The organism is Butyricimonas faecalis, assembly GCF_003991565.1.
GTDB lineage: Bacteria > Bacteroidota > Bacteroidia > Bacteroidales > Marinifilaceae > Butyricimonas > Butyricimonas faecalis.
On sequence record NZ_CP032819.1, the window covers coordinates 4,800,111 to 4,822,359 of the forward strand.

At 41.9% G+C, this 22,249-nt stretch carries 14 protein-coding genes; all 14 read left to right on the forward strand.

The annotated features are described in order from the left end of the window. The first annotated feature begins 5 nt into the window (after positions 1 to 5). Positions 6 to 362 carry a carboxymuconolactone decarboxylase family protein gene (locus D8S85_RS20495; RefSeq protein ID WP_106624146.1) on the forward strand — a complete coding sequence of 119 codons (357 nt, stop codon included), beginning with the start codon at positions 6 to 8 and terminating at the stop codon, positions 360 to 362. Between the two features lie 86 nt (positions 363 to 448). Continuing rightward, positions 449 to 3,556 (forward strand): ATP-binding protein, encoded by a 3,108-nt coding sequence (locus tag D8S85_RS20500; protein ID WP_106624147.1) that lies wholly within the window; start codon positions 449 to 451, stop codon positions 3,554 to 3,556. Then, complete coding sequence (locus D8S85_RS20505; protein WP_228423287.1) at positions 3,556 to 4,572, forward strand: endonuclease/exonuclease/phosphatase family protein; 1,017 nt, start codon at positions 3,556 to 3,558, stop codon at positions 4,570 to 4,572. Before D8S85_RS20500 ends, D8S85_RS20505 begins: the two co-directional genes overlap by 1 nt. Before the next feature lie 136 nt (positions 4,573 to 4,708). After that, on the forward strand, positions 4,709 to 5,635 hold the full coding sequence (locus tag D8S85_RS20510) for a magnesium transporter CorA family protein (RefSeq protein WP_106624148.1): 927 nt from the start codon (positions 4,709 to 4,711) through the stop codon (positions 5,633 to 5,635). A gap of 151 nt (positions 5,636 to 5,786) precedes the next feature. Then, positions 5,787 to 6,863, forward strand: a complete 1,077-nt coding sequence (locus D8S85_RS20515) for an efflux RND transporter periplasmic adaptor subunit (RefSeq protein WP_106624149.1) — start codon at positions 5,787 to 5,789, stop codon at positions 6,861 to 6,863. 71 nt (positions 6,864 to 6,934) lie between these two features. Next, positions 6,935 to 9,985: an efflux RND transporter permease subunit gene (locus tag D8S85_RS20520; protein WP_127075655.1), complete on the forward strand. Its 3,051-nt coding sequence runs from the start codon at positions 6,935 to 6,937 to the stop codon at positions 9,983 to 9,985. Positions 9,986 to 10,023: 38 nt separating this feature from the next. After that, complete coding sequence (locus D8S85_RS20525) at positions 10,024 to 11,373, forward strand: TolC family protein (RefSeq protein WP_106624151.1); 1,350 nt, start codon at positions 10,024 to 10,026, stop codon at positions 11,371 to 11,373. Positions 11,374 to 11,452: 79 nt separating this feature from the next. Next, the gene (locus tag D8S85_RS20530) at positions 11,453 to 12,004 is read left to right on the forward strand and encodes an RNA polymerase sigma-70 factor (protein ID WP_106624152.1); all 552 of its coding nucleotides are present in this window, start codon (positions 11,453 to 11,455) and stop codon (positions 12,002 to 12,004) included. Positions 12,005 to 12,450: 446 nt separating this feature from the next. Next, positions 12,451 to 13,608: a FecR family protein gene (locus D8S85_RS20535; RefSeq protein WP_106624153.1), complete on the forward strand. Its 1,158-nt coding sequence runs from the start codon at positions 12,451 to 12,453 to the stop codon at positions 13,606 to 13,608. 82 nt (positions 13,609 to 13,690) lie between these two features. After that, positions 13,691 to 17,170, forward strand: coding sequence for a SusC/RagA family TonB-linked outer membrane protein (locus D8S85_RS20540; protein ID WP_127075657.1), 3,480 nt, complete (start codon positions 13,691 to 13,693; stop codon positions 17,168 to 17,170). A gap of 11 nt (positions 17,171 to 17,181) precedes the next feature. After that, on the forward strand, positions 17,182 to 18,582 hold the full coding sequence (locus tag D8S85_RS20545; protein ID WP_106624155.1) for a RagB/SusD family nutrient uptake outer membrane protein: 1,401 nt from the start codon (positions 17,182 to 17,184) through the stop codon (positions 18,580 to 18,582). A gap of 41 nt (positions 18,583 to 18,623) precedes the next feature. Further along, positions 18,624 to 19,412 carry a DUF4843 domain-containing protein gene (locus tag D8S85_RS20550; protein WP_106624156.1) on the forward strand — a complete coding sequence of 263 codons (789 nt, stop codon included), beginning with the start codon at positions 18,624 to 18,626 and terminating at the stop codon, positions 19,410 to 19,412. A gap of 12 nt (positions 19,413 to 19,424) precedes the next feature. Next, positions 19,425 to 21,059 carry a PKD-like family lipoprotein gene (locus tag D8S85_RS20555; RefSeq protein ID WP_106624157.1) on the forward strand — a complete coding sequence of 545 codons (1,635 nt, stop codon included), beginning with the start codon at positions 19,425 to 19,427 and terminating at the stop codon, positions 21,057 to 21,059. Positions 21,060 to 21,069: 10 nt separating this feature from the next. Then, complete coding sequence (locus D8S85_RS20560) at positions 21,070 to 22,236, forward strand: TlpA disulfide reductase family protein (RefSeq protein ID WP_106624158.1); 1,167 nt, start codon at positions 21,070 to 21,072, stop codon at positions 22,234 to 22,236. Positions 22,237 to 22,249 lie beyond the last annotated feature (13 nt).

A 22,249-nucleotide genomic window follows, 5' to 3' on the forward strand; every position in this document is an offset into this window, starting at 1 on the left:
CGGTTATGAGTGAAATGGTTGAACAATTCCGTGCATATCGGGCTAAAATGAACGAGAAAATATTGGCTGCTGATAATAAAGTGATCAAGCGTATTTATAATTTGGATACCAATACTTATATGGATGGAGCCTTGTCCGCGAAAGTGAAAGAGATGTTGGGTTTGGCTACCTCCATGGTGTTACGATGTGACGATTGTATCAAATATCATTTGGAAAAATGCCATCAGTATGGGGTGACTACTGAAGAATTGTTTGAAGTGTTTTCTGTTGCCAACCTCGTGGGAGGGACGATAGTCATTCCTCATACGAGACGAGCAGTGGAATATTGGGAGGAATTGCAGGGAATGTCAAACAACGATTAGTTTGTACAGAATCAAGTCAAGATGAAACAATTTTTTAAATAAATTTTATACCTTTGTATTTAAATCGTGTATAAAGGGGAAATTTCATGTTGACGAAATATTTTTTGCAAATAGGTTTACTGCTTATTATTTGTTTTTGTCGCATATCCTTTGCAGCGGCCAGTGTCGATGATCGAGGGTATGTATTAATCCTCAATTCTTATGCCGAATCGGATGTGTGGGCCAACCATGTCATTGACAGCATAAGAATGGATCGTTCGATAAAGGAGGATATTTGTGTAGAAGCGCTGAATGTGCTTTTAGAAAATCGAGTGCCGGAAGTTCAAGAAAGGGTGAATTATATTCTGGAAAAATACGATTCCTTACCGGTGTGTGTTGTCGTGTTGGGGAGTAGTGGCTGGGCAATTTTTGAAAATTTGTTTAAAGGTGTGTGGAAAGAGGTTCCCGTTATTCTTTGTGTGCGGGAAGATTATATCAGTCCGTTGGATGTAATCTTGAAAAAAGAGGAGATTGATTCGCATGAAATCATACCTCTTCGGGAAAAACTGAAAGGCATGAATGTTGCTCTTGTTGAGTGTCCCGTTTATATCCGGGAGACGATTGATGAGATGAAACATTTGCTTCCGGAAATGAAAAAAGTGGTTCTGATTTCCGATGGCCTTTACGAAAGTGCACAGGTCCGGAAGAAGATGCGGCATGTGTGTCAGGAATATTTTCCGGAATTGGAAGTCTCTTACTTTACAGAAGGCCGAATGACCATGGATCAAATGTTGGACTCTATTTATTCGTCTGATATAAATCAAGTGGGATTACTTTATTTCTCGTGGGTACAACGGGAAAAGATTGCCAATAACAAATATTTGTCGGCGAATAACCATAAAGCCATCAGTTATTTTGACAATCATCCGATCTTTGCCTTGGAGGATATTGGGATTCATGACGGGGATATGGCTGGAGGATATTTCTATTTGGGTAGAGATTTGGCTCATACGGTTGCGCAAACTTTACGAGATATACGAAACGGGAAAGAGGTTAAGGAAATTCCTGTGCAAATGGCGGGTAAGCCGGGTTATTACCTCTCTTATCCGATTTTGCAGAAGGCGGGAATTCCAACATCCTTGTACCCGGATAATGCTGTTTATTTATTGGCTCCCGAGGGATTTTGGGAACGAGCACGTTATATGGTATTCGCAATTGCGGTTTTACTCGTTATCACGTATTTGTTGTGGGGGCAGGTGCGGTTAATGAAAAAAGAGAGGATATCGAGAGAACGTGAGTTGCAGTTGCTTCAAAAATACAAAACGCTTTTTACGAATATGCCGCTTGCCTATATAAAGCATCGGTTGTGTTATAATGCCCAAGGAGAAGTCGTGGATTATCTGGTTGAACAGGTGAACCCGATGTTTGAGAAATGTTTTGCCAAGGCAGAGGTGGTTGTGGGTAGAAAAGGCAGCGAGTTATCTGGGAATAAATACAGAGAGTATACTCTCTTGTACAAGAAAATGTTTGCAGAAAAAAAGTCGTTTACTTTTGAATATTATTATAATAAGACACAAAAATACTACGAGGTGATAAATATCGCGTCCATGGAAAAAGACATGGTCGATATTTTCTGTGTGGATGTTACCGATTTGCGAAAAACGAAATCCATGTTGGAGTCAGTGAACTATAAATTGGCCATGGCTCTTGACGTGGCAAATATCACCCCTTGGCGTTGGGATTTAGAGAAACATACGGTATTGTGTGACGTGAATCGTCCGATTGAACTAAAACACTGTGTTGATAATGAGGATGCTTTAGCGATTCCCGAAGAACAATATTTTTCAAGGATACACAAGGACGACCGGAAACGGGTGGAAGCAGCTTACGCGGCTTTAATAGCGGGGAAAGTAGACAAAATTAGAGAAGAATACCGGGTGTTGGATAAAAATGAACATCATTATGCTTACGAATGGGTAGAGGCTCAAGCTACCGTGGATCAGCGGGATGAAAACGGAAAGCCCCTATCTTTGGTCGGATCTTCAGTTGTCATTACAGCTCGGAAACAGATGGAATTGGACTTGCGCGAGGCGAAAGAACACGCGGAAGAATCCAACCGGTTGAAGTCGGCCTTTCTTGCCAACATGAGTCATGAAATTCGTACCCCGTTGAATGCTATTGTCGGATTCTCCAATATATTGGCATCAACGGAAACTGAAGAAGAAAAACGAGAATACATTAATATTATCGAGAACAATAACACATTGCTGTTGAAATTAATCAGTGATATTCTTGATCTTTCCAAAATAGAGGCCGGTTCGATGGAGTTTGTCTATTCGGAATTTGACTTGAATGCCCTGATGCGGGAATTGGAACAAACCTCTTGTTTGCGACTGCCTTCTGCCTCGGTGGAAATTAAATTTGATGAATGTCTTCCGGAATGTTGTATCCGTTCCGAGAAAAACCGCTTGACACAAGTAATTACCAATTTGCTCAATAACGCGATAAAATTCACGAAAGAAGGAATGATTCGTTTCGGTTATCATCTTTTGGAAAAAGATTCTCTTTATTTTTACGTGTCCGACACGGGGTGCGGTATCGATGCGGATAAAAAAGATGCCGTGTTCGAACGGTTCGTGAAGTTGAACAATTTTATACAGGGAACAGGGCTTGGCTTGCCTATCAGCAAGACCATCGTGGAACGAATGGGCGGTAAAATCGGGGTGGAATCGAAAATAGGGCAGGGAACAACTTTTTGGTTTACGATTCCTTATGTAGCGGTGAAATTGCATGGCCAAGAAATGAAGGAAAAAAAGATCGTTCAGCAAGTAGTCGAAAAAAATAAACTCAAGATACTGATAGCTGAAGATAATCCGAGTAATTATATGCTCTTCGAATCGATCTTGAAAAAGGATTATCAGTTAATACACGCGTGGAATGGTCGGGAAGCGGTTGAATTGTTTAGGGAACACGCTCCCCATTTGGTTGTGATGGATATAAATATGCCGGAGTTGAATGGTTTTCAAGCTGTGCAGGAAATCCGTAAAATTTCCGGAACGGTTCCCGTGATTGCGGTTACAGCTTATGCTTATGCTTCCGATGAAGAGAAAATCATGGCTAGTGGCTTTGACGCGTACACGGCAAAACCGATCAATGCAAATTTATTGAAGAGCAAAATTAAGACTTTGTTGGAAAAACACCTTATTCTCTTCTGATGATGTCCCTGAAAACCTGTATAGGGGCATTCCTATTGTGCATCTCCGGTGTTTTACATGCCCAGACGGGTGTGCGGGAACGAGTCGTGTTCTATAACACGGAAAATTTGTTTGACACGCGAAACGACACGCTGACGGCAGATGATGACTTTACTCCCCGGGGAAAACAACATTGGAACCGGGAACGTTATACCCGGAAATTACTCCATATCTCGAAAGTTTTAGATAACCTCGGGGAGGGGAAGTTCCCGTTGCTTATCGGGTTGTGCGAGGTGGAGAATCGGGACGTTGTTGCTGACTTGGCAAACAAAACGGTGTTGGCGGATGCTAATTATGGTATTGTACATGCCGACTCTCCCGATGCGCGAGGAATAGATGTCGCTTTGCTCTATCGAAAAGACTCGTTCCGGTTATCGCGTAATGCTTTCTTCCCGGTCCATTTGAAAAATGGGGAGACTACCCGGGATATACTTTATTGCGAGGGAATATGGGGCTGCGAGGATACACTCCATATTTTTGTTTGTCATTTCCCTTCCATGCGGGGCGGGGAAGCGAAAAGTGAATGGAAGCGGGTAGAAGCGGCTTCCGTGGTGAAACAGAAAGTGGATTCCATACAGGGTATTTGCTCTCGGGCGATGATTTTAATCATGGGCGATTTGAACGGGCGAGCGAATACTCTTGCGCAAAAGATCTTGAAAATTCAAAATCCGGAATCCGGAGCCATTCAGTCCGAAAACTTATACAACACCGGGTATTACTTATTGGGGAAACCCTACGGCAGCTATCGTTACAAGGGAGAGTGGCAGACACTAGATCATATCATTGTTTCCGGAAACTTGTTGAACGGGAAAGCTAACTTGCAGTCATCTCGAAGAATGGGCATATACGATGCGGATTTTCTACTTGAAGAAGAACGAGGTGCTTTCGGTGTTCGTCCGAAACCGACCTATAGAGGGCCTCGTTACGTGGGAGGGTATAGCGATCATCTCCCGGTTTTTATTGATTTAGAGAAATAATGGCTTTTTTCGAAATAAAAGATTACTTTTGTTGCAAAATTCATAGAACAAGATATGGACGACTATCATCAACAGTATTAATCTGAATAGGGGTTCACGATAAATGCCTCTATTCATAAATTGAAGGAGGATTATTATGAGAACTTTCCTAAGGGGTAAAGTAGGGTTCGTAGAAAAGAAAGTATGGGAACCGAATTGCTGGATTAATGTTGTTTCACCCTCTCAGGACGATCTTCGTTACCTGATCGACGAAATGGGTGTTCCGGAAGCTTTTATTGATGACATCGAGGACGTGGACGAGCGTTCTCGTTTGGAAGTGGAGGACGGATGGACGCTAATGATTTTGCGTATCCCTTTTAAATCCGTGGATACAAGCATTCCATTCATCACGGTACCTTTAGGGATTATCGAGAAAGAAGATAAGTTTGTGACCGTGTGCTATTACCAGACAGAAATGATTCCCGATTTCATTAATTACGTGATTCGTAAGAATTTGGAAATCGCGAACAACTGGGATCTTGTTTTTCGTTTATTCCTTTCCGCTTCCGTGTGGTACTTGAAATACCTGAAACAAATCAATACACAGATGCACATGGCGGAAGTGGAATTGGAACGTTCCATCCGGAATGAAGAATTACAACGGTTGCTGAAAATCGAGAAATCATTGGTGTTCTTTATCACCTCTCTGCGTGGAAACGACAATTTATTGATCAAAATGAAGACCTTGAAAGTGCAGCGGCAATTCTTCGACGAGGACTTGGTGGAGGATGTGGAAATCGAACTGCGGCAGGCGCAGGATTCTGCCCGAATTTATAGTGATATATTAAGCGGTACAATGGATGCCTACGCTTCGGTGATCTCCAACAACCTGAACATCGTGATGAAACGGATGACATCCATCTCGATCATATTGATGCTACCGACCTTGATTGCCAGCCTGTACGGGATGAATGTGCCGAACTCCTTGGAGGAAAACCCTTATGGATTTTTGATCGTGATCATTATATCGATACTTTTTTCCGTGTTCGGCTTCATCGTGTTCAAATGGCGGCACTGGTTTTAAATTAAAAATCGGAAGCATCTCGTTATTTTAACAAACTCTTAACGCTTTGTTGATAAACTTTTGGGGATATTTGATGTCATAACAATAGTGTTGTGAATACTTGTCTAAGCACTGCTAAAAACAGGGATTTTTGTATGTAATGAATTAAAATATGAACAAAAGTTTAAAGAGAGTTTTACAAATTGGAATTCCGGTTGTGATCGTGGGGGCAATCGTGATTCCTCGTTTGGATTTTTTTTCAAATAAAGATGCGTCAACCCCGACAACGGCTCCCCAGGCAGCCAACCGGGGTGCTTTGCCGGTAACGGGGATGGTGGCTTCCATGTCAACATCCGGTAACGGAATTCCCGTAACGGGAGTATTGGTGGCAAACGAGGAGGTCGAATTGGTTTCGGAAACAGCCGGTAAAGTGGTGAAGATCGCTTTTGAGGAGGGAGCATTGGTGAAAAAAGGAACCTTGTTGGTAAAGGTCGACGATTCGGATTTGCAAGCCCAACTCGCTCGTGCCGAATTCCAAAAAGAATTATTGGCAGCCAAACTGGAAAGACAACGGATATTATTGAAACGGGAATCCATCAGCGTGGAAGAATTCCAGCAGTTGGAAACCGAATACAATATGAACCTGGCAGATATTGAATTGCTGAAGGTTAGAATTGCTCGTACGGAAATCCGGGCTCCTTTCGACGGACGAATGGGATTCCGCTTCGTGAGCGAGGGCAGTTACTTGCAATCGAGTACCAAGGTGTCATCGATCGTGGATAACTCTTATCTGAAAATCGAATTCTCTATTCCTGAAAAATATATTGATCTGCCTTTGGTGGGTAGAAAACTTACCTTCCAGCCCAGCGGTATGGAATATCAGATCGAGGCAGAAGTATATGCCGTGGATCCGCAGGCAGATGTCGCGACACATACGATAACCTTGCGGGCTCGCTACCGGAACACGAAAAATCTGGTAGCCGGAATGTTCGTGAAAGGGGAGTTGATGACGGCCGAGAATCTGAAATACATACTCGTTCCGACAGAGGCTGTCGTGCCGGAGATGGACGGAAAACGCCTGTGGATTGTGAAAAACAAAAAGGCAACCAGCGTACCCGTGCAAACCGACAGTCGGAATTCCCAATTCGTGGAAGTTACTTCCGGCATACAGGTGGGCGACACCGTCTTAACGGGCGGTTTGATGCAATTGCGCGAAGGGATGATCGTGAATGTCAAGCTGAACAAATAGAGAAAATTTAGAGTTTAGAATGGGAATAATATCTAAAATCTAAAATCATAAATCCAAAATTAATCAATGGTATGAGTTTATCTTCAACCTGTATAAAGCGTCCTGTGCTGGCAACCGTGCTCAACTTACTTTTGGTCATTGTCGGTTCCATCGGATTGCTATATTTAGGCGTGCGTGACTACCCCAGCGTGGACCCCCCGGTAATATCCGTATCTACCTCCTTCGTGGGTGCCAATGCCGATGTTATCGAAACACAGATTACCGAACCCTTGGAATCGGCCATTAACGGTATACAGGGAATCCGTTCATTAAGTAGCACGAGTCGTGACGGGCAGAGTCGGATCACGATAGAATTTGAATTAAGCGTGGATTTGGAAACGGCGGCTAATGACGTTCGGGACAAAGTTTCCGGAACATTGCGCCGCTTACCCCAGGATATAGATCCCCCCACCGTGTACAAGGCAGACGCGGATGCCCAGCCTATTTTTGCCGTTTCTTTGCGTAGTGGCCAACGTTCGTTGATTGATTTGAGCGGGTATGCCGAACGCTACTATAAAGAACGTTTACAGACAATACCCGGTGTGAGTAGCGTGGACATTTGGGGTGAAAAACGCTATTCCGTGCGCTTGCGTATGGATCCGGCTTTACTGGCGGCACATCGTTTGACCCCGATGGACGTGCAGTCTGCCGTTGAAAAAGAAAATATCGAATTACCTTCCGGAAGAGTGGAAGGAGATAATACGGAGTTGACAATTCGTACCTTGGGACGCTTGATGTCCATCGAAGATTTCAACAATTTGGTAATATCGAGAGAGGGATCGAAAATTGTCCGTTTTAAAGATATCGGTGTGGCCGAGGTGGACGCCGAAAATACCCGAAGCATTGCCAAACGCAACGGCCTTCCCATGGTGATGTGTGCATTGATTCCCCAACCGGGTGCAAACTACATTGATATTGCCGACCGGGCCTATCTCGTGATGAAGGATTTGGAAAAAGACCTGCCCGAAGATATTGATGCCACGATCGCCTTCGATAACACGGTATTTATCCGGAGCTCCATCAACGAGGTAGAGGACACGATTCTCGAAGCCTTCCTTTTGGTTGTCTTGATCATCTTCCTTTTCTTGCGGAGTTGGCGGACGACGTTAATCCCCGTTCTGGCTATTCCCGTGTCATTGATCGCCTCGTTCTTTATCATGTACGTGGCCGGATTCACCATCAACATCCTGACCTTGTTGGCTGTCGTCTTAGCCATCGGTTTGGTGGTGGATGATGCCATCGTGGTCATGGAAAACATTTTCACGAAAATAGAACAGGGAATGACTCCTTTGCAGGCGGGATTCAAGGGATCGAACGAGATCTTTTTTGCCGTTATCGCGACAACCGTCGTGCTGGTAGCGGTGTTCTTCCCGATCGTCTTCTTGGAAGGAACCACGGGACGTTTGTTCCGAGAGTTTAGCGTGGTCATTGCCGGAGCCGTGGTCGTTTCCTCTTTCGTGGCATTGACATTTACACCGATGATCTCCACGAAACTGTTGACCCGCCGAGCCACCCAAAACTGGTTCTACCGGAAAACAGAACCTTTCTTTGAGGGGATGAACCGGGTGTACCGTCGTTGGTTACAACAATTCTTGAAAGTCCGTTATTGGTCAATTATTATACTTGGAGTTACCGGGGTTGCCATTTATTTCTTGTGGTTACTAATCCCTTCGGAAATGGCTCCTTTGGAGGACCGCTCCAACATCCGGTTAAACTCGGTAGCCCCGGAAGGTGCTACTTACGAGTACATGGCTCGTTACGCGGATGAAATCTCCAATTTCGTGGAACAAACCGTGCCGGAACAAGAAAAAGTGATCCAATTCATCGGGGGAGGACAAACGAACCGGGCAAGCATGCAATTGTGGTTGGTGGATGCCGACAAGCGACAACGTACCCAGCAGGAAATTGCCGATGAATTAGCCATACAAGTGCGTCAGTTTACGGGAGGCCGTACCTTGGTTTCCCAACAACAGACCTTTGGTGGCCGACGGGGAGGACTTCCGGTGGAATACGTTATTCAAGCGAAAAACTTGGACGACTTGAAGGCCATCTTACCCGTTTTCATGGATGAGGTGAACAAGAGTTCGCTATTCTCCGCGTCTGATTTGAACTTGAAATTCACGAAACCGGAGCTGACCATCAATATTGACCGGGACAAGGCTGCCAGCATGGGAGTTTCCGTGCAGGACATCGCCCGAACACTTCAGTTGACCATGAGTGAGCAACGGGTGGGCTATTACATCATGAATGGCAAACAGTACCAGATACTTTCCCAGCTGGAGCGTCAGGATCGAAACAAACCGAGCGACTTGAAAGGGATATACGTGCGGAACAACAACGGTGACCTGATTCATCTGGATAACCTGATTACAACGACCGAAAGTTCCATGCCGCCGCAATTGTATCGTTATGACCGATTCGTGTCGGCAACCGTTTCTGCCGGGTTGGCAAAAGGCGTAACCCTTTCTCAAGGATTGGAGGAGATGGATCGCATTGCCAACGAGGTATTGAGCGATGACTTTAAGACCACGTTATCGGGAACCTCCAAGGACTTCGTGGAAAGTTCTTCCAGTTTGATGTTTGCCTTCATGTTGGCGTTGGTATTCATTTACTTGGTACTTGCCGCGCAGTTCGAGAGTTTCCGCGACCCGTTGATCATCATGTTGACCGTCCCCTTGGCGTTGATCGGGGCCATGGTCGCCTTGTGGTACTTCGGGCAGACCATGAACATTTTCAGCCAGATCGGTATCATCATGTTGGTCGGATTGGTTTCAAAGAACGGAATCTTGATCGTGGAATTCGCCAACCAGCGTAAACTGGCCGGCTTGTCCATGCGTGAGGCGATCGAGGATTCCGCCGTGTCTCGTTTGCGTCCGATCCTGATGACGAGTTTGTCAACCGTGTTAGGAATTCTCCCGATGGCGATGGCCACGGGTGCGGGTTCCGAGAGTCGTGTCGCCATGGGTATCGCGGTGGTTGGGGGAATGGTTTGTTCCACCCTGTTAACCCTCTTCGTGATCCCGGCTATTTATACTTACCTTTCATCGAATAAAGTGAAAGTCATTGAAGAAATAGAAGATTGAGCGAATGGATACATTTGCAAGTAGAATAAAGAATAACTATGAAAAAACAGAATTTGCGATCTATAAAATGGATAGGGAAAGTGACCGTTTTGTTGTTCATTTTCAATTTTCAATTTTCAATTTTCAATGGTTACGCGCAGTGCGTAAGCCTGGACGAATGCTTGGAAAAAGCGTTGGAATCAAACTTTTCCATTAAAATCATCCAGAACGAAGCCCGTATGGATAAAAATAATTTGAATTATTCCACATTCCTACCGACACTGGAAGCTACGGCAAAACAGACACAGACCCGGAATGACGCGAAGACGGAAAATAGCGCGGGAGAGGTGAATAAAATGTCGGATGTAAAGACGGATAACTACTCGGCGGGAGTTGCTTTAAACTGGCGGATATTTGACGGGTTGGAGATGTTCACCACCCATGAAAAACAGAAAGAGTTACTGGCAATGGGAGAACTTGCCGTACGCCAGGCCGTGGAAAACTTGATCTTGAACGTGAGTGCCGCCTATTACAACGTGCTGGTGCAACACCATAAATTGATGGCCAACCGTCACTCCCTGGCACTCTCGAATGAACGTTACGATGAGGCCAAAGTGCGTCACCAGATCGGAAATAGATCCGGACTGGAAGCCCAACAGGCAAAAATTGATTTGAACACGGACAGTTCGACCTATGTGCGGCAGAAAGAGGCTTTAAAGAGTGCCTACATCACGTTGAATAAATTGATGAATACGGATCTGCAAATGGTAAATTACGTGCAGGATACGATCTTGTTGGGACCGCAATTGACGTTGAGCACCTTGGAGCAAAAAACGCTGGAAGGAAATACCGCTTTATTAATGGCCAGGAAAGATCAGAAAATCTCCGCCTTGGATTTGAAAAATGCCCGTGCCGTGTTGTTCCCGACACTGGATTTCAATTCCGGGTACAACTATAACAAGACGAACACACCCTCTTCCAGCACCACGTTGAACCGTTCAAACGGTTTTTACTGGGGATTCTCGTTAAACGTTCCTATTTTCAGCCGTTTGCAGAATCGGACAAAGATCAAGAATGCCAAACTGGAATTGGAAAATACCGAACTTTCCTATCAAGAGGCCGAGAAAGAAACCTTGGGAGATTTGGCGTTGATGTATAATTCCTATGAAAACAACCTGTTGATGGTAAACTTCGAGATAGAAAGCGCTAGCGTGGCCGAGGCCAACCTGGACGCGGCTTTAGAAAAATACAAGATCGGGTCGCTTTCCGGAATCGAGTTCCGGGAATTTCAACGCAGTTACATCGATGCCGTTGACCGGAAATTATCGGCTATCTATCAGGCAAAAGTTTCCGAATTATCCTTACTGCTACTTAGCGGGGATATTCGAGGTTCTTTCGCGGCGGAGTAATTTGTTTATCATTGTTTGTCGTTTTCAATAAAAAGTTTACTTTTGCATAGACGGAGATCGTGTCAGTTACATGCATATCATGATAGAAAATGACTTAAATAGTGATTCTTTCGAAAGTTTGTTTAAATCCCATTTCAAGGATCTGGTGGGATATGTATGTAGCTACGTGAACGATGAAGAGGTGTCCAAGGACATCGTGCATGATGTTTTCCTCGTGGTACTGAAAAATGAAAAGAATCTGGATACCTCTTATTCCTTGAAATCTTACCTGTTCACCTTATCGAAGAATTACGCCTTGAATTACTTGAAACACTTGCGTGTCGTGGCGATGAACGAACGGGAAGTTGTTGAAGCGTTGCAGAATGCCGACGAAGAGTTGGATAATTACGAACAACGCATGGCCCGCTTGAACGAAAAACTCGACGAATTGCCCGAGAAACAACGAGAAGTGCTGATAAAATGCTTTGTTGAAGGCCGAACGTACAAAGACGTGGCTGACGAGATGGGCATTAGTGTAAATTCGGTAAAGACGCATATCTCCCGGGGATTGAAATTCTTACGAAACGAGTTGAAGGAAGAAATGGTGATGTTGTTCCTGTTGAAGCGAGAGGGGAATATGGACATGAACTGACCGCGGAGGTTATCGAGAAAATAATGAAAAAATATAAGTAGGGAAATTCTTTTTGTTTCCCGGAATAATTTAGAAACAGGACTTTTTTAGAGTTCTGTTTTTTTGTTAGTTACTTATATATAGCGGTTTATAACGTTGTCAAAAACAAGTGTTACATATAATAAAAATTATAGTTTTATATCTATCATATTTATAAGATAATGTCCATTTTATAGTATTCTTAAATCAATATATCATAACCTATTATAATTAGAGTTGAATAGGAGATAAATGGGAGTTGAATGGGAGATGGTATAATATAATTACGAAAAAAGAATGATAAAAATTTATCTTATGAGTAAGATTACCCATGTAACTTCAATTATTTTGGGATAAATAAAAAAATATTCAATTATTTTGTCACCCATTTGGGGAGACTTGTTGTGTTAGTATAAAGAATAGCAAAAATGGATTATAGAGACGACGATATAGAATTTGCCAATAGGTTGCTTACTCGACGAGAAGAGTTGGATGACGAGGAGGTGACAGCCTGGTTGAAAGAGAAAGATCATGTTGAGTTATTGGAAGAGATTGCGGCCATCCGACAAAAGTTAACAGAAGGCGAGAGCCAGATAAATGACGAGGATGAATACCGGCGTTTAGAGGAAAATATCTATGACCAGAAGAGTCGTCGAATGACGTTGCGTTGGTCGATCGCGGCTTCTATTATCTTATTGGTCGGTCTATTCGTGGGACGTACGATAAATGACGTCCGGGATATGCATGAGGAACAACTTTTGACGAAGAGCGTGATGCAACCCGGGACCTCGAAAGCGATCTTGATGATGGCTAACGGGGAAAAGGTGGTGTTGGATCAGGAGCAAAAATTGGATATCCAGTTGAATGAACGGGTGCGGGTGGCTTCCAGTGGGCAAGGGATCGTGTACGAGGGAAATGGAAAAGGAGAGGTAAAGGAGGAGTATAATAAATTGGTGACACCGACCGGGGGAGAGTATTTTCTCACGTTGTCGGACGGAACCCGGGTATTTTTGAATGCAGCTTCCGAGTTGAAGTATCCGGTAGAATTTGTTGGCGGGAAACGGGTGGTTGATTTAGATGGAGAGGCTTATTTTGAGGTGCGTAAAGATAGCCTGCGTCCTTTCATCGTTCGGGTGAACGGGGCAGAGGTAACCGTGTTGGGAACATCGTTTAACGTGAATACTTATGGGGATGACGGGCTGATTTACACGACGCTGGTGAACGGATCTGTTCGGATTCTCTCGGAGAAGAACGGGCAAGAGGAAGTGTTGACTCCGGGAATGCAAGGGGTGATGAATATACAAACGGGACAGTTGACCGTGAGGGAGGTTGATGTGGAGTCTTACGTGACTTGGCGTGAAGGACGGTTCGTGTTTCGGACGATGACGTTGGATTTGATCATGCGTCAGTTACAACGTTGGTATGATTTTGAGGTGTTCTATCAAAATCCGGAATTGAAGGAGTACGAGTTCCGGGGAGTGATCAAGCGGGATATGGATTTGGATAAAGTGTTGTCCGTGATCAAGGCAACGACAAATGTCGATTTTGAGGTAAAAGGAAAAGTGATAACCATTATAAAACGTTAGGAAAGAAAAACGGGGATTGCCGCTAACAATTCCCCGTGTTATTCTCCGAAGAGAATTCAAGTATTAATTCAATTACAAAGTTATGAAAAAAAAACGAAGTGTGTGCATGAATAGCACATTCAGGAAACTTTTTAACCTATTCCGAGTGATGAAGATAGTGATTTTATTCATGCTGATAGGACTGACGCACCTTTCGGCAGAGGTTCGAAGTCAGAATGCATCAGTTAGTTTGAAATTAAAAGACGCTACTGTCGAGCAGGTGATTTTGGAAGTCGAAAAGCAGTTAAAACAGGACTTCTTTTTTAGCAAAAAAGAGGTGGACGTGACGAGAAAGATTTCCGTGAATCTGAATCAGGCAACGTTGGGTGAACTTGTACAGGTTATTTTTGGAGAGGGATTCGGTTATCGACTGGTGGATAATTTGATCGTGATTACCCCGAAAGCAGCTGTTGCCAAGGAGGAAGAGAAAACCGTTCTGATGAAGGGACAAGTGGTGGATAAAGGCGGGTCTCCTTTACCGGGTGTAACCATTCTTATCGAGGGTACTACCGTGGGGTGTGCCACGGATGTGGATGGAAAGTTTAGTTTGCCTTTACCGAAAGAGTTGAAAGATGTGGTGGTGGTTTTCCGTTTCGTGGGAATGGTGACGCAAAAGGTGAAGTTGGCTGATATTAAGGATAAAGAAGTTTTGGCCGGAAAGAAGGATTTGAAGGTGGTGATGGAGGAGCAGACGGAAAGTCTGGAGGATGTGGTGGTGACGGGTATTTTTACTCGTAAGAAGGAGGGGTTTACGGGGTCGGCGACACAAGTTTCAGGAGAAGAGCTAAAACGTATGACATCGGGTAACGTGCTAAAAGCATTACAAATGCTGGATCCGGGGTTTAAAATGAATACGAGTAATCTGACGGGGTCGAATCCGAATGCGATCCCTGATTTTCAGATGCGTGGCCAGGCAAGTATAGGTAATTACCAGAGTGATGACGTGGTTGTGTTGCGTGGGGATGTAAATACTCGTCCGAATCAACCATTGTTTGTGTTGGATGGCGTGATTGGCGTGGATGCAACTACGATCATGGATCTTGATCCGGAACAAGTGGAGTCAATTACATTATTGAAGGATGCCGCTGCTACGGTTATTTATGGCTCGGAGGCTGCTAATGGGGTGGTGGTCGTGGAGACAAAAGCTCCGTTACCGGGAAAATTGCGCTTCACGTATAATGGAAATTATGAATTGGAATGGCCGGATTTGAGCGTTTATGATATGATGAATGCGGAAGAGAAGTTACGGATTGAGGAAATGGCAGGATATTATTCTAATAAAGATGATTTGGGATTAATGAATTATTACAATAATCTTCGACAAGAGGTAATGCGGGGTGTGAATACTTATTGGCTGGCCGAACCCGTAAAGACTGCTTTTTCTCATCGGCATGGATTGACCGTGGAAGGGGGAGATCGTACGTTACGCTATAAAATTTATTTGGGAGCAAAGTGGGCACCCGGTATTATGAAAAAGACGGATTTAAATACTAAAACAGGAAAGATAGATTTGAATTATCGTAATAATAAAATTTTGATTAATAATCAATTGACCGTGGATTATTCAGATGGTACCAGGGTTTCTCCTTATGGAAGTTTCCAAGATTATACGAAAATAAATTCTTATTATCGTAAGACTGATGAGAACGGAAATATCAAGCAAGTGTTGGATGATCATAGTATTGGAGATAATTATGATTATGTTGCTTATTATGGTACCCCAACTTTAAATCCTTTGTGGAATACGCAGTTTAATTCAAAGAATGAAAGTCGAAATTTTGAACTTCGGGAGGCTTTAAAAGTGGAGTACTTACCATTTGAAAATTTCCGTTTAAGTTTGGATTTCACATTAACCCGGAAGGATGGAACAGTAGAGGTGTTTAACTCTGCTCAGCATAATGATTTCTTTCTTGAGGATGATCCGGCTAAAAAAGGCTTATATGAATGGAGTAAAACAGAGGGGACTCAATATAGATTAAGTTTGTCTGGTGCGTACACTAAAGGGTTGGGGGATCATTTGTTGACCGCTTATCTACGATATAGTGTTAATGAAAATTCAACAAAATCGACAACATTGTCTATGATGGGATTCCCGAATGATAAGTTGAGTGAAGTGTATATGGGAACTCAATACAAGAATACCTCGGGAAGTGAGAGTGTCGCTCGATCCTTGGCTTTCGTAATGACTTTGAATTATGCTTATAAACAACGTTATGCTTTTGATTACAGTATGAGTGTCAATGCATCTTCAGAGTTTGGGAAAAATAACCGTTATGCCCCGTTTTGGTCTGCTGGAGTACGTTGGAATGCGGAGAAAGAGCCTTTTATTAATAACTTAGGTATTTTTGATGAATTGGTGGTAAGGGGAACATACGGTATTACAGGTTCTCAAGGATTTGCACCTTATCAATCTTTGCAGATGTACACGTATTCTAATTTGATGAAAACTTATAAAAGTTCGGATGTGGTAGGAGCGGAAATATATGGATTGGGTAATCCAGATTTGAAGTGGCAACAGACAGAAAATTATAATGCATCGCTGGATTTTACCATGTTCAATAACATGCTGAGCGCAAGATTTGAGTACTACGAGAAATATACAAAAAATACGTTGTTAGATTATACGATGGCTCCGTCAGTAGGATTCCCTACAATGAAAGAGAATCTTGGAAGAATTTCTAATAAAGGATATGATGTGACGTTACGTTTAATGCCGTATAGCGATCCTGCGAGGCAGGCATACTGGAACGTGATTTTTACCGGTTCTCATAATAAATCACGGATAGAGGAAATTTCTAATGCTTTGAAGGTGATGAACGAGAAGCAAATGGAAATTGCTGACGAGATTGAAGATCCATATGTTACTAGATTAGAAGATAAACGTAAAAAACGTCCTTTACCCCGTTATGAAAACGGTTATTCACAGACCACAATTTGGGTAGTTCGTTCCATGGGTATCGATCCTCAAACAGGACGAGAGGTTTTTTTAACCCGAGACGGACAATTGACTAATTTGTATTCTTCGGCAGATCAAGTTCCTGTTGGAGATACAGAACCTAAATTTCAAGGTTCCGTTTCAACGACTTTTACCTATAAAGGGTTTAGTTTAACACTTGCAGGGCAATATCATTGGGGCGGACAGACTTTTAACCAGACATTGATTGATAAGGTGGAAAATGCCAACTTAAGAATGAATGCGGACCGAAGGGCTTTGTATAGTCGCTGGAAACAAGCTGGAGATCAGGTGTTTTTTAAGGCAATAGACGGAAATGTAGCAAAGATGGATACCAAGGAGAGTTCACGTTTCGTGATGGATGATAATGAGTTTTATTTTTCAACTATAAATTTATCTTACCGGTTGGATGGGCAAAAATGTGATTGGCTGAAACGAATAGGAATTGGTGCGGCAACAATTGGTGTGTATATGGAAGATATTTGTCGATTCTCGTCTATTAAGATGGAACGAGGGATTGATTATCCTTTCTCTCGACAAATGTCTATGTCGTTGAATGTAACTTTTTAAATTGGTGAACTATGAAAAAGTATATAGTTAGCATTTGTTTAGGAATGTTCTTGTTTTCCTCTTGTTCTAATTGGTTGGATGTAAAGCCGAAGACGACGGTGGAAGAAGAAGAGGTTTTTAGTCGAGAATTAGGTTTTAAAGAAGCTCTAACCGGAGTGTATATAAAGATGGCATCCACTGATCTGTATGCCAGAAATTTGAGTTATGGTTTCTTGGATATATTGGGACAACGTTACCAGATTAATGCGGTGGCGAATTATGAGAATCCTTTGTGGTATACTTTCCCATCTACATACACGGAAAGTTATACGGAAACGATTTGGGCGAAGATGTACAACGTGATTGCTAATTTAAATAATTTGTTGTATTACTGTGATAAAAACAAAAACGTGTTTACCACGGAACATTATTACGAAATAATTAAAGGAGAGGCATTGGGCTTGAGAGCGTTTTTGCATTTTGATTTGTTACGGATGTTTGGGCCGATATATAAAGATAACCCAATGGCAAAACGAATTGCTTATCGAACAGAGTTTAACCAGGTGCCAAAGGAAATGCACTCTTCTGACGTGGTGGTGGATAGTATTATTACTGATTTGAAAAGAGCTGAAATTTTATTGACAAATACGGATCCGTTGAATTTTGAATTCCCAAAAACAGAAGATGGGGATAGAGGTACTGGGAAAGATGGTTTTTTGGAGTATCGTCACAAACGGATGAATTTGTACGCGGTGAAAGCTATGTTGGCGAGAGTCTATTTGTATGCGGGAAATAAGGTGGAAGCGGCTAATTATGCGAATCAAGTTATTGGAGAGAAATATTTCGATCTTATTGGGGAGGCAACGGATGTTTTACGTTCCAAAGAGATCGTGTTCTCTGTTTACGTGGATAAGTTTGATCAGCAAGTGACAGATATAACGAATGGTTCTTCTTATTGTATCGTTAAGGAAAGTTTCTTGAATGAAATGTTTGATGTGGCTAATGATGGAACAAATGATTTGAGAATCAGAGAGGGTGTTGGATTTGATTATGGAACTAACGGAATCAAAATGCGGAAATATAAGCAAGAAAATTTGTGGGCATCTACGGAAGGGACGGTTGTTTTAATACGTTTATCCGAAATGTATTACATTTTGGCAGAATGTGCGGCAACTCCGGGCGAAGCAGCTGAATTTTTGAATAAAGTACGGAGTGTACGCGGGATTGATCCTGTTGTTTGCACGGAAGCTAACAAATTGGATGAGATTGAAAAAGAGTACCGCAAGGAATTTTACGGGGAAGGACAATTGTTTTTCTTCTATAAACGTCATGCTTATACGACATTTCTACATTGTCCCGTGAACCAAATGACAGAAAGTAATTACATGTTCTCTTGGCCGGATAATGAAACTTTATTTGGTAAAACAAATTGAGATGTTGTGAATATTGTGTTTACTGATAAAATAAAAGATGTATGAAAAATTTGGTAATTACATTACAGGTATTGATCACGTTCCTTTTTCTTCAAAGTTGTGAAAAATACGAGATGGTGCAATATGGAGATGGAAACGAGATTAATTTTATGGCTGATTATTATTTAGGTAAAGATAAGAAACCGTATTGGGTAGATGAAACAGAATATTTGCATTATGAGACTAATTTCGGGATTAATCCTCTTGGAGATTCCTTGTTGTTAGATACTCTTCTCGTGGGGGTAAAAATAAGTGGAGTTCCCACCGCCTACCCTAGAAAGGTCGTGTTTGCTACGAAAAAACTTGGAGATAATACATTGGAAATAGTATGTCCGGAGGAGTATTATGTTCCGGCAGATACAGGGGTTGCCGTGTTTAAAGTTTTGATAAAGCGTCCGGAAAAAAGGAATACGGAATATTCTGCATATCTGACTTTTGATTACGAGAAGTCGGATTTTAAAGCGGGTACTGTCGAAAGACAAACTTTTGAATTAAAAGCGGAAAATTCTGTGAGTTTGGAATTATGGGGATCTTCTCAAGAAGAATGGGATGGATATTACGTGATGTTTTTTGGAGATTATAGTGAAACGAAAGCTCGTTATTTAATTACGAAATACGGAGGTACTGTATTGAATGAATGGACGATGACAAATAAATTTTATGATGTTCTTTACTCGAATGGCTTCTATTTAGATTTTGAAGAGTATAAAGCAGATCCTAATAATGCGCCTTTGATAGATGAAAATACTGGTGAATGGATCGAGATTCCTGATATTTCAGAATTACTTTAAAAATAAGAAATTATGAGAAGATTAATTTATATACTGGTTTTGTTACTATTTGTTTCTTGTTATGATGACAAAGGAAATTATGATTATGAGGATATTAATACGGTAGCAGTTGAATTGGATGAGTTGTATTCGGTACGTTTAGATAAGGATACGACGCTTACAATCGTTCCTCGATTGTCACAATTTTTGCAAAAAGATGATAAAAATTTGAGTTATGTTTGGTTATATTCTACCATAAATCATAATTTCTATGGTTTGGCAAGTCGTGAAGGGTTTGACACGGTGAGTATAGAACCTAATTTGCGTTTTCATATAGATCCGGAAGAGAAAAATTTGAAATACGAGCATTTTTTTCGTTTGAATGTATATGATGAGATAACGGGAATTGAATATCCGGTGAACACGACAATCAAGTTGATTAAACCATACGATGGAACTTGGATGGTTTTGCATAGTAAAAACGGACATACAGAGTTGGGGTCTATTGAATATATTGGTGCTAATATCGTGGTGAATGAAGATGCATATTACAAAGAATCAGGTAAGCGGTTAGAGGGGAAACCACTCTGTTTGGGGCAATATACAACGTCAGTTAAATATTATGGAACCGGGAGTGGATGGAATATGTTTTACGTGTTTACCGATGTTGCGAGAGAGGCTGGAGTTTATTGTCAATGGAAAAAATTTGAGAAAAAGGATAGTTTGTCCCGAATGGTTGCCCCGATGGCTCAAGCTGGTTTTGATTTCCAGCATGTGGAGATGATGGATGGTGATGGTAGTGCCAGTGCTCTTTTGTTGTCTAATGGTGTTTTGTATCAAATTCCACGGGCTGGTAAAGTGTATAAACCGGGTAGTGGGTTGACTGGAGAGGTAAAGATTACTTTGGCAACTAAAGTTATGAATAATGCTTTGTTGTATGATGAGGCTGGGCATCGTTTTGCTTTTTATTATAATAAAAGTGATGGGTTAGGAGTGAAGAAATATGATCCATTGTACTTTAATGAGGGGGAGGAAAATAGTGATTTAATTCAATCTATTCCAGTGCGAGATGGTAATGCTACGGGAGTTGATCCCAACAAGTTATCCCCGGATCAAAAAGTGTTGTATGTAGGAACTGGGTATCAGTTTGATCAAGGTTGGACAAGTACATATGCTTATGGCTTGGCTAAAAGTAATGACAAGTGTTTCGTTTATGAATTTAATCCGAGAGGTTTTACCTATTCCGATTATGTTTCTTTTAATGCTTATTATCAGATTGATTTACCTAAAGGATTAGATGAAAATGCTTGTTTTGCTTCAACTCCACCTTATAGTGGTATTATTTTTTACGCTTCTGGTAATACTGTTTATCGTTTAGACTTTAAGCAAGCAGGAGGAAAAGCTACCGCTATTTATACTCATTCGGGAGGAAAAGCAACAAAGATGAAATTTGCTAAAAGAAAGGCTCCCGGAGAAGGTGTGTTCGCTGCTTATGAATTTGATTTACAACGTAGCTTGGGAGTTTCTTTTGATATGGGAAATGGTAAGAGTGATTTTGTTATATTGAATTTGTCCTCAACTGGTAGCGTTGGGGCTAATAGTGCAACTTATCCGGCAACCCAAGTATATTCTGATTTTGGAGAAGTAACTGATTTTGTGTTCATTTAAAAATATTAAAATGAAGTGGATCATGATTATATGGGGCTTGGTGTCATTGATTGGATGTCAGAACAAGCCAGAAGGATTCGTGATAAAAGGAGTTTTTCAAGGTGCTCCAGAAAATGAATGGGTGTATTTAATGAATGTGGAGCAGACGGTTTATTATGATAGTGTGCAGTTGAAAAAAGAGCGTTTCGAATTTAAAGGAAAAGTGGATTACCCAGAATTACGTTGTATTACTTATTTTAAAGATCCTTCACAACGGATTTATGGATGGGATAAGATCATGGTATTACCAATATATGTTGAAAATTCTGATATTCGGATTTCTTTACCTTTTGCAGAATTACCTTCGAAATCGGAGAAAAGAATACCGAGTAACTTACGAGTAGAAGGTTCTCATTCTCATGATTTATATGCGAAATATAAAGAACGGGTGACGCCTTTTGTTGTAAAAAATGATAGTTTATTTGATGCTTACCGTCGTGTTTACTATTATAAAAAAGGGACGGAAGATGATGTATTCCGTTGTGTGAAGGGAATGGATGCAACGCATGATAGTGTTTTTGCTGTGGGGGTTGAGTTTATTCGGCAATACCAAGAGTTTCCAATAGCTTTGTATGTGGCAAAAAATTTACGAGTAAGAGCTTATGATAGAGAAAAAGCAAAAGAGGTAGCTGGGCTTTTACCGGAAAGCGTGAAAGCGACCACAGAGGGACAACAAGCTGTGAAAGCTTTATTGGAACAGCCACTTTATGTGGGGGATGTTTTGCCTGATTTTGATGTGTTGAATGTGGATTTGCAGACAGTAAAATTGTCAACGCTATTGAAAAAAGGACATTATACGTTGGTGGAATTGTGGGCATCTTGGTGTGGGCCTTGTCGGGCAGATATACCTCATTTGAAAGAGACTTATCATCGTTATCATGAGCAAGGTTTTGAAATGGTTAGTATTTCTATTGATGATGATATGGAGGCGTGGCAGAAAGCTGTAAAAGAGGAAAGAATGCCTTGGACTCAGGTTTGTGGAGCAAATGGGAAAAGTTATAAGAAAGAATGTATGAATTTGTTCGGTGTTAGAGGTGTACCTTCATGTGTGTTGATTGATAAGGAGGGAAGGGTGATTAGTACGAACGCCCGTGGAGGATGGTTGAATGAGAAGTTGGCCACATTATTTAAGGAATAAAAATCGGTTTTAT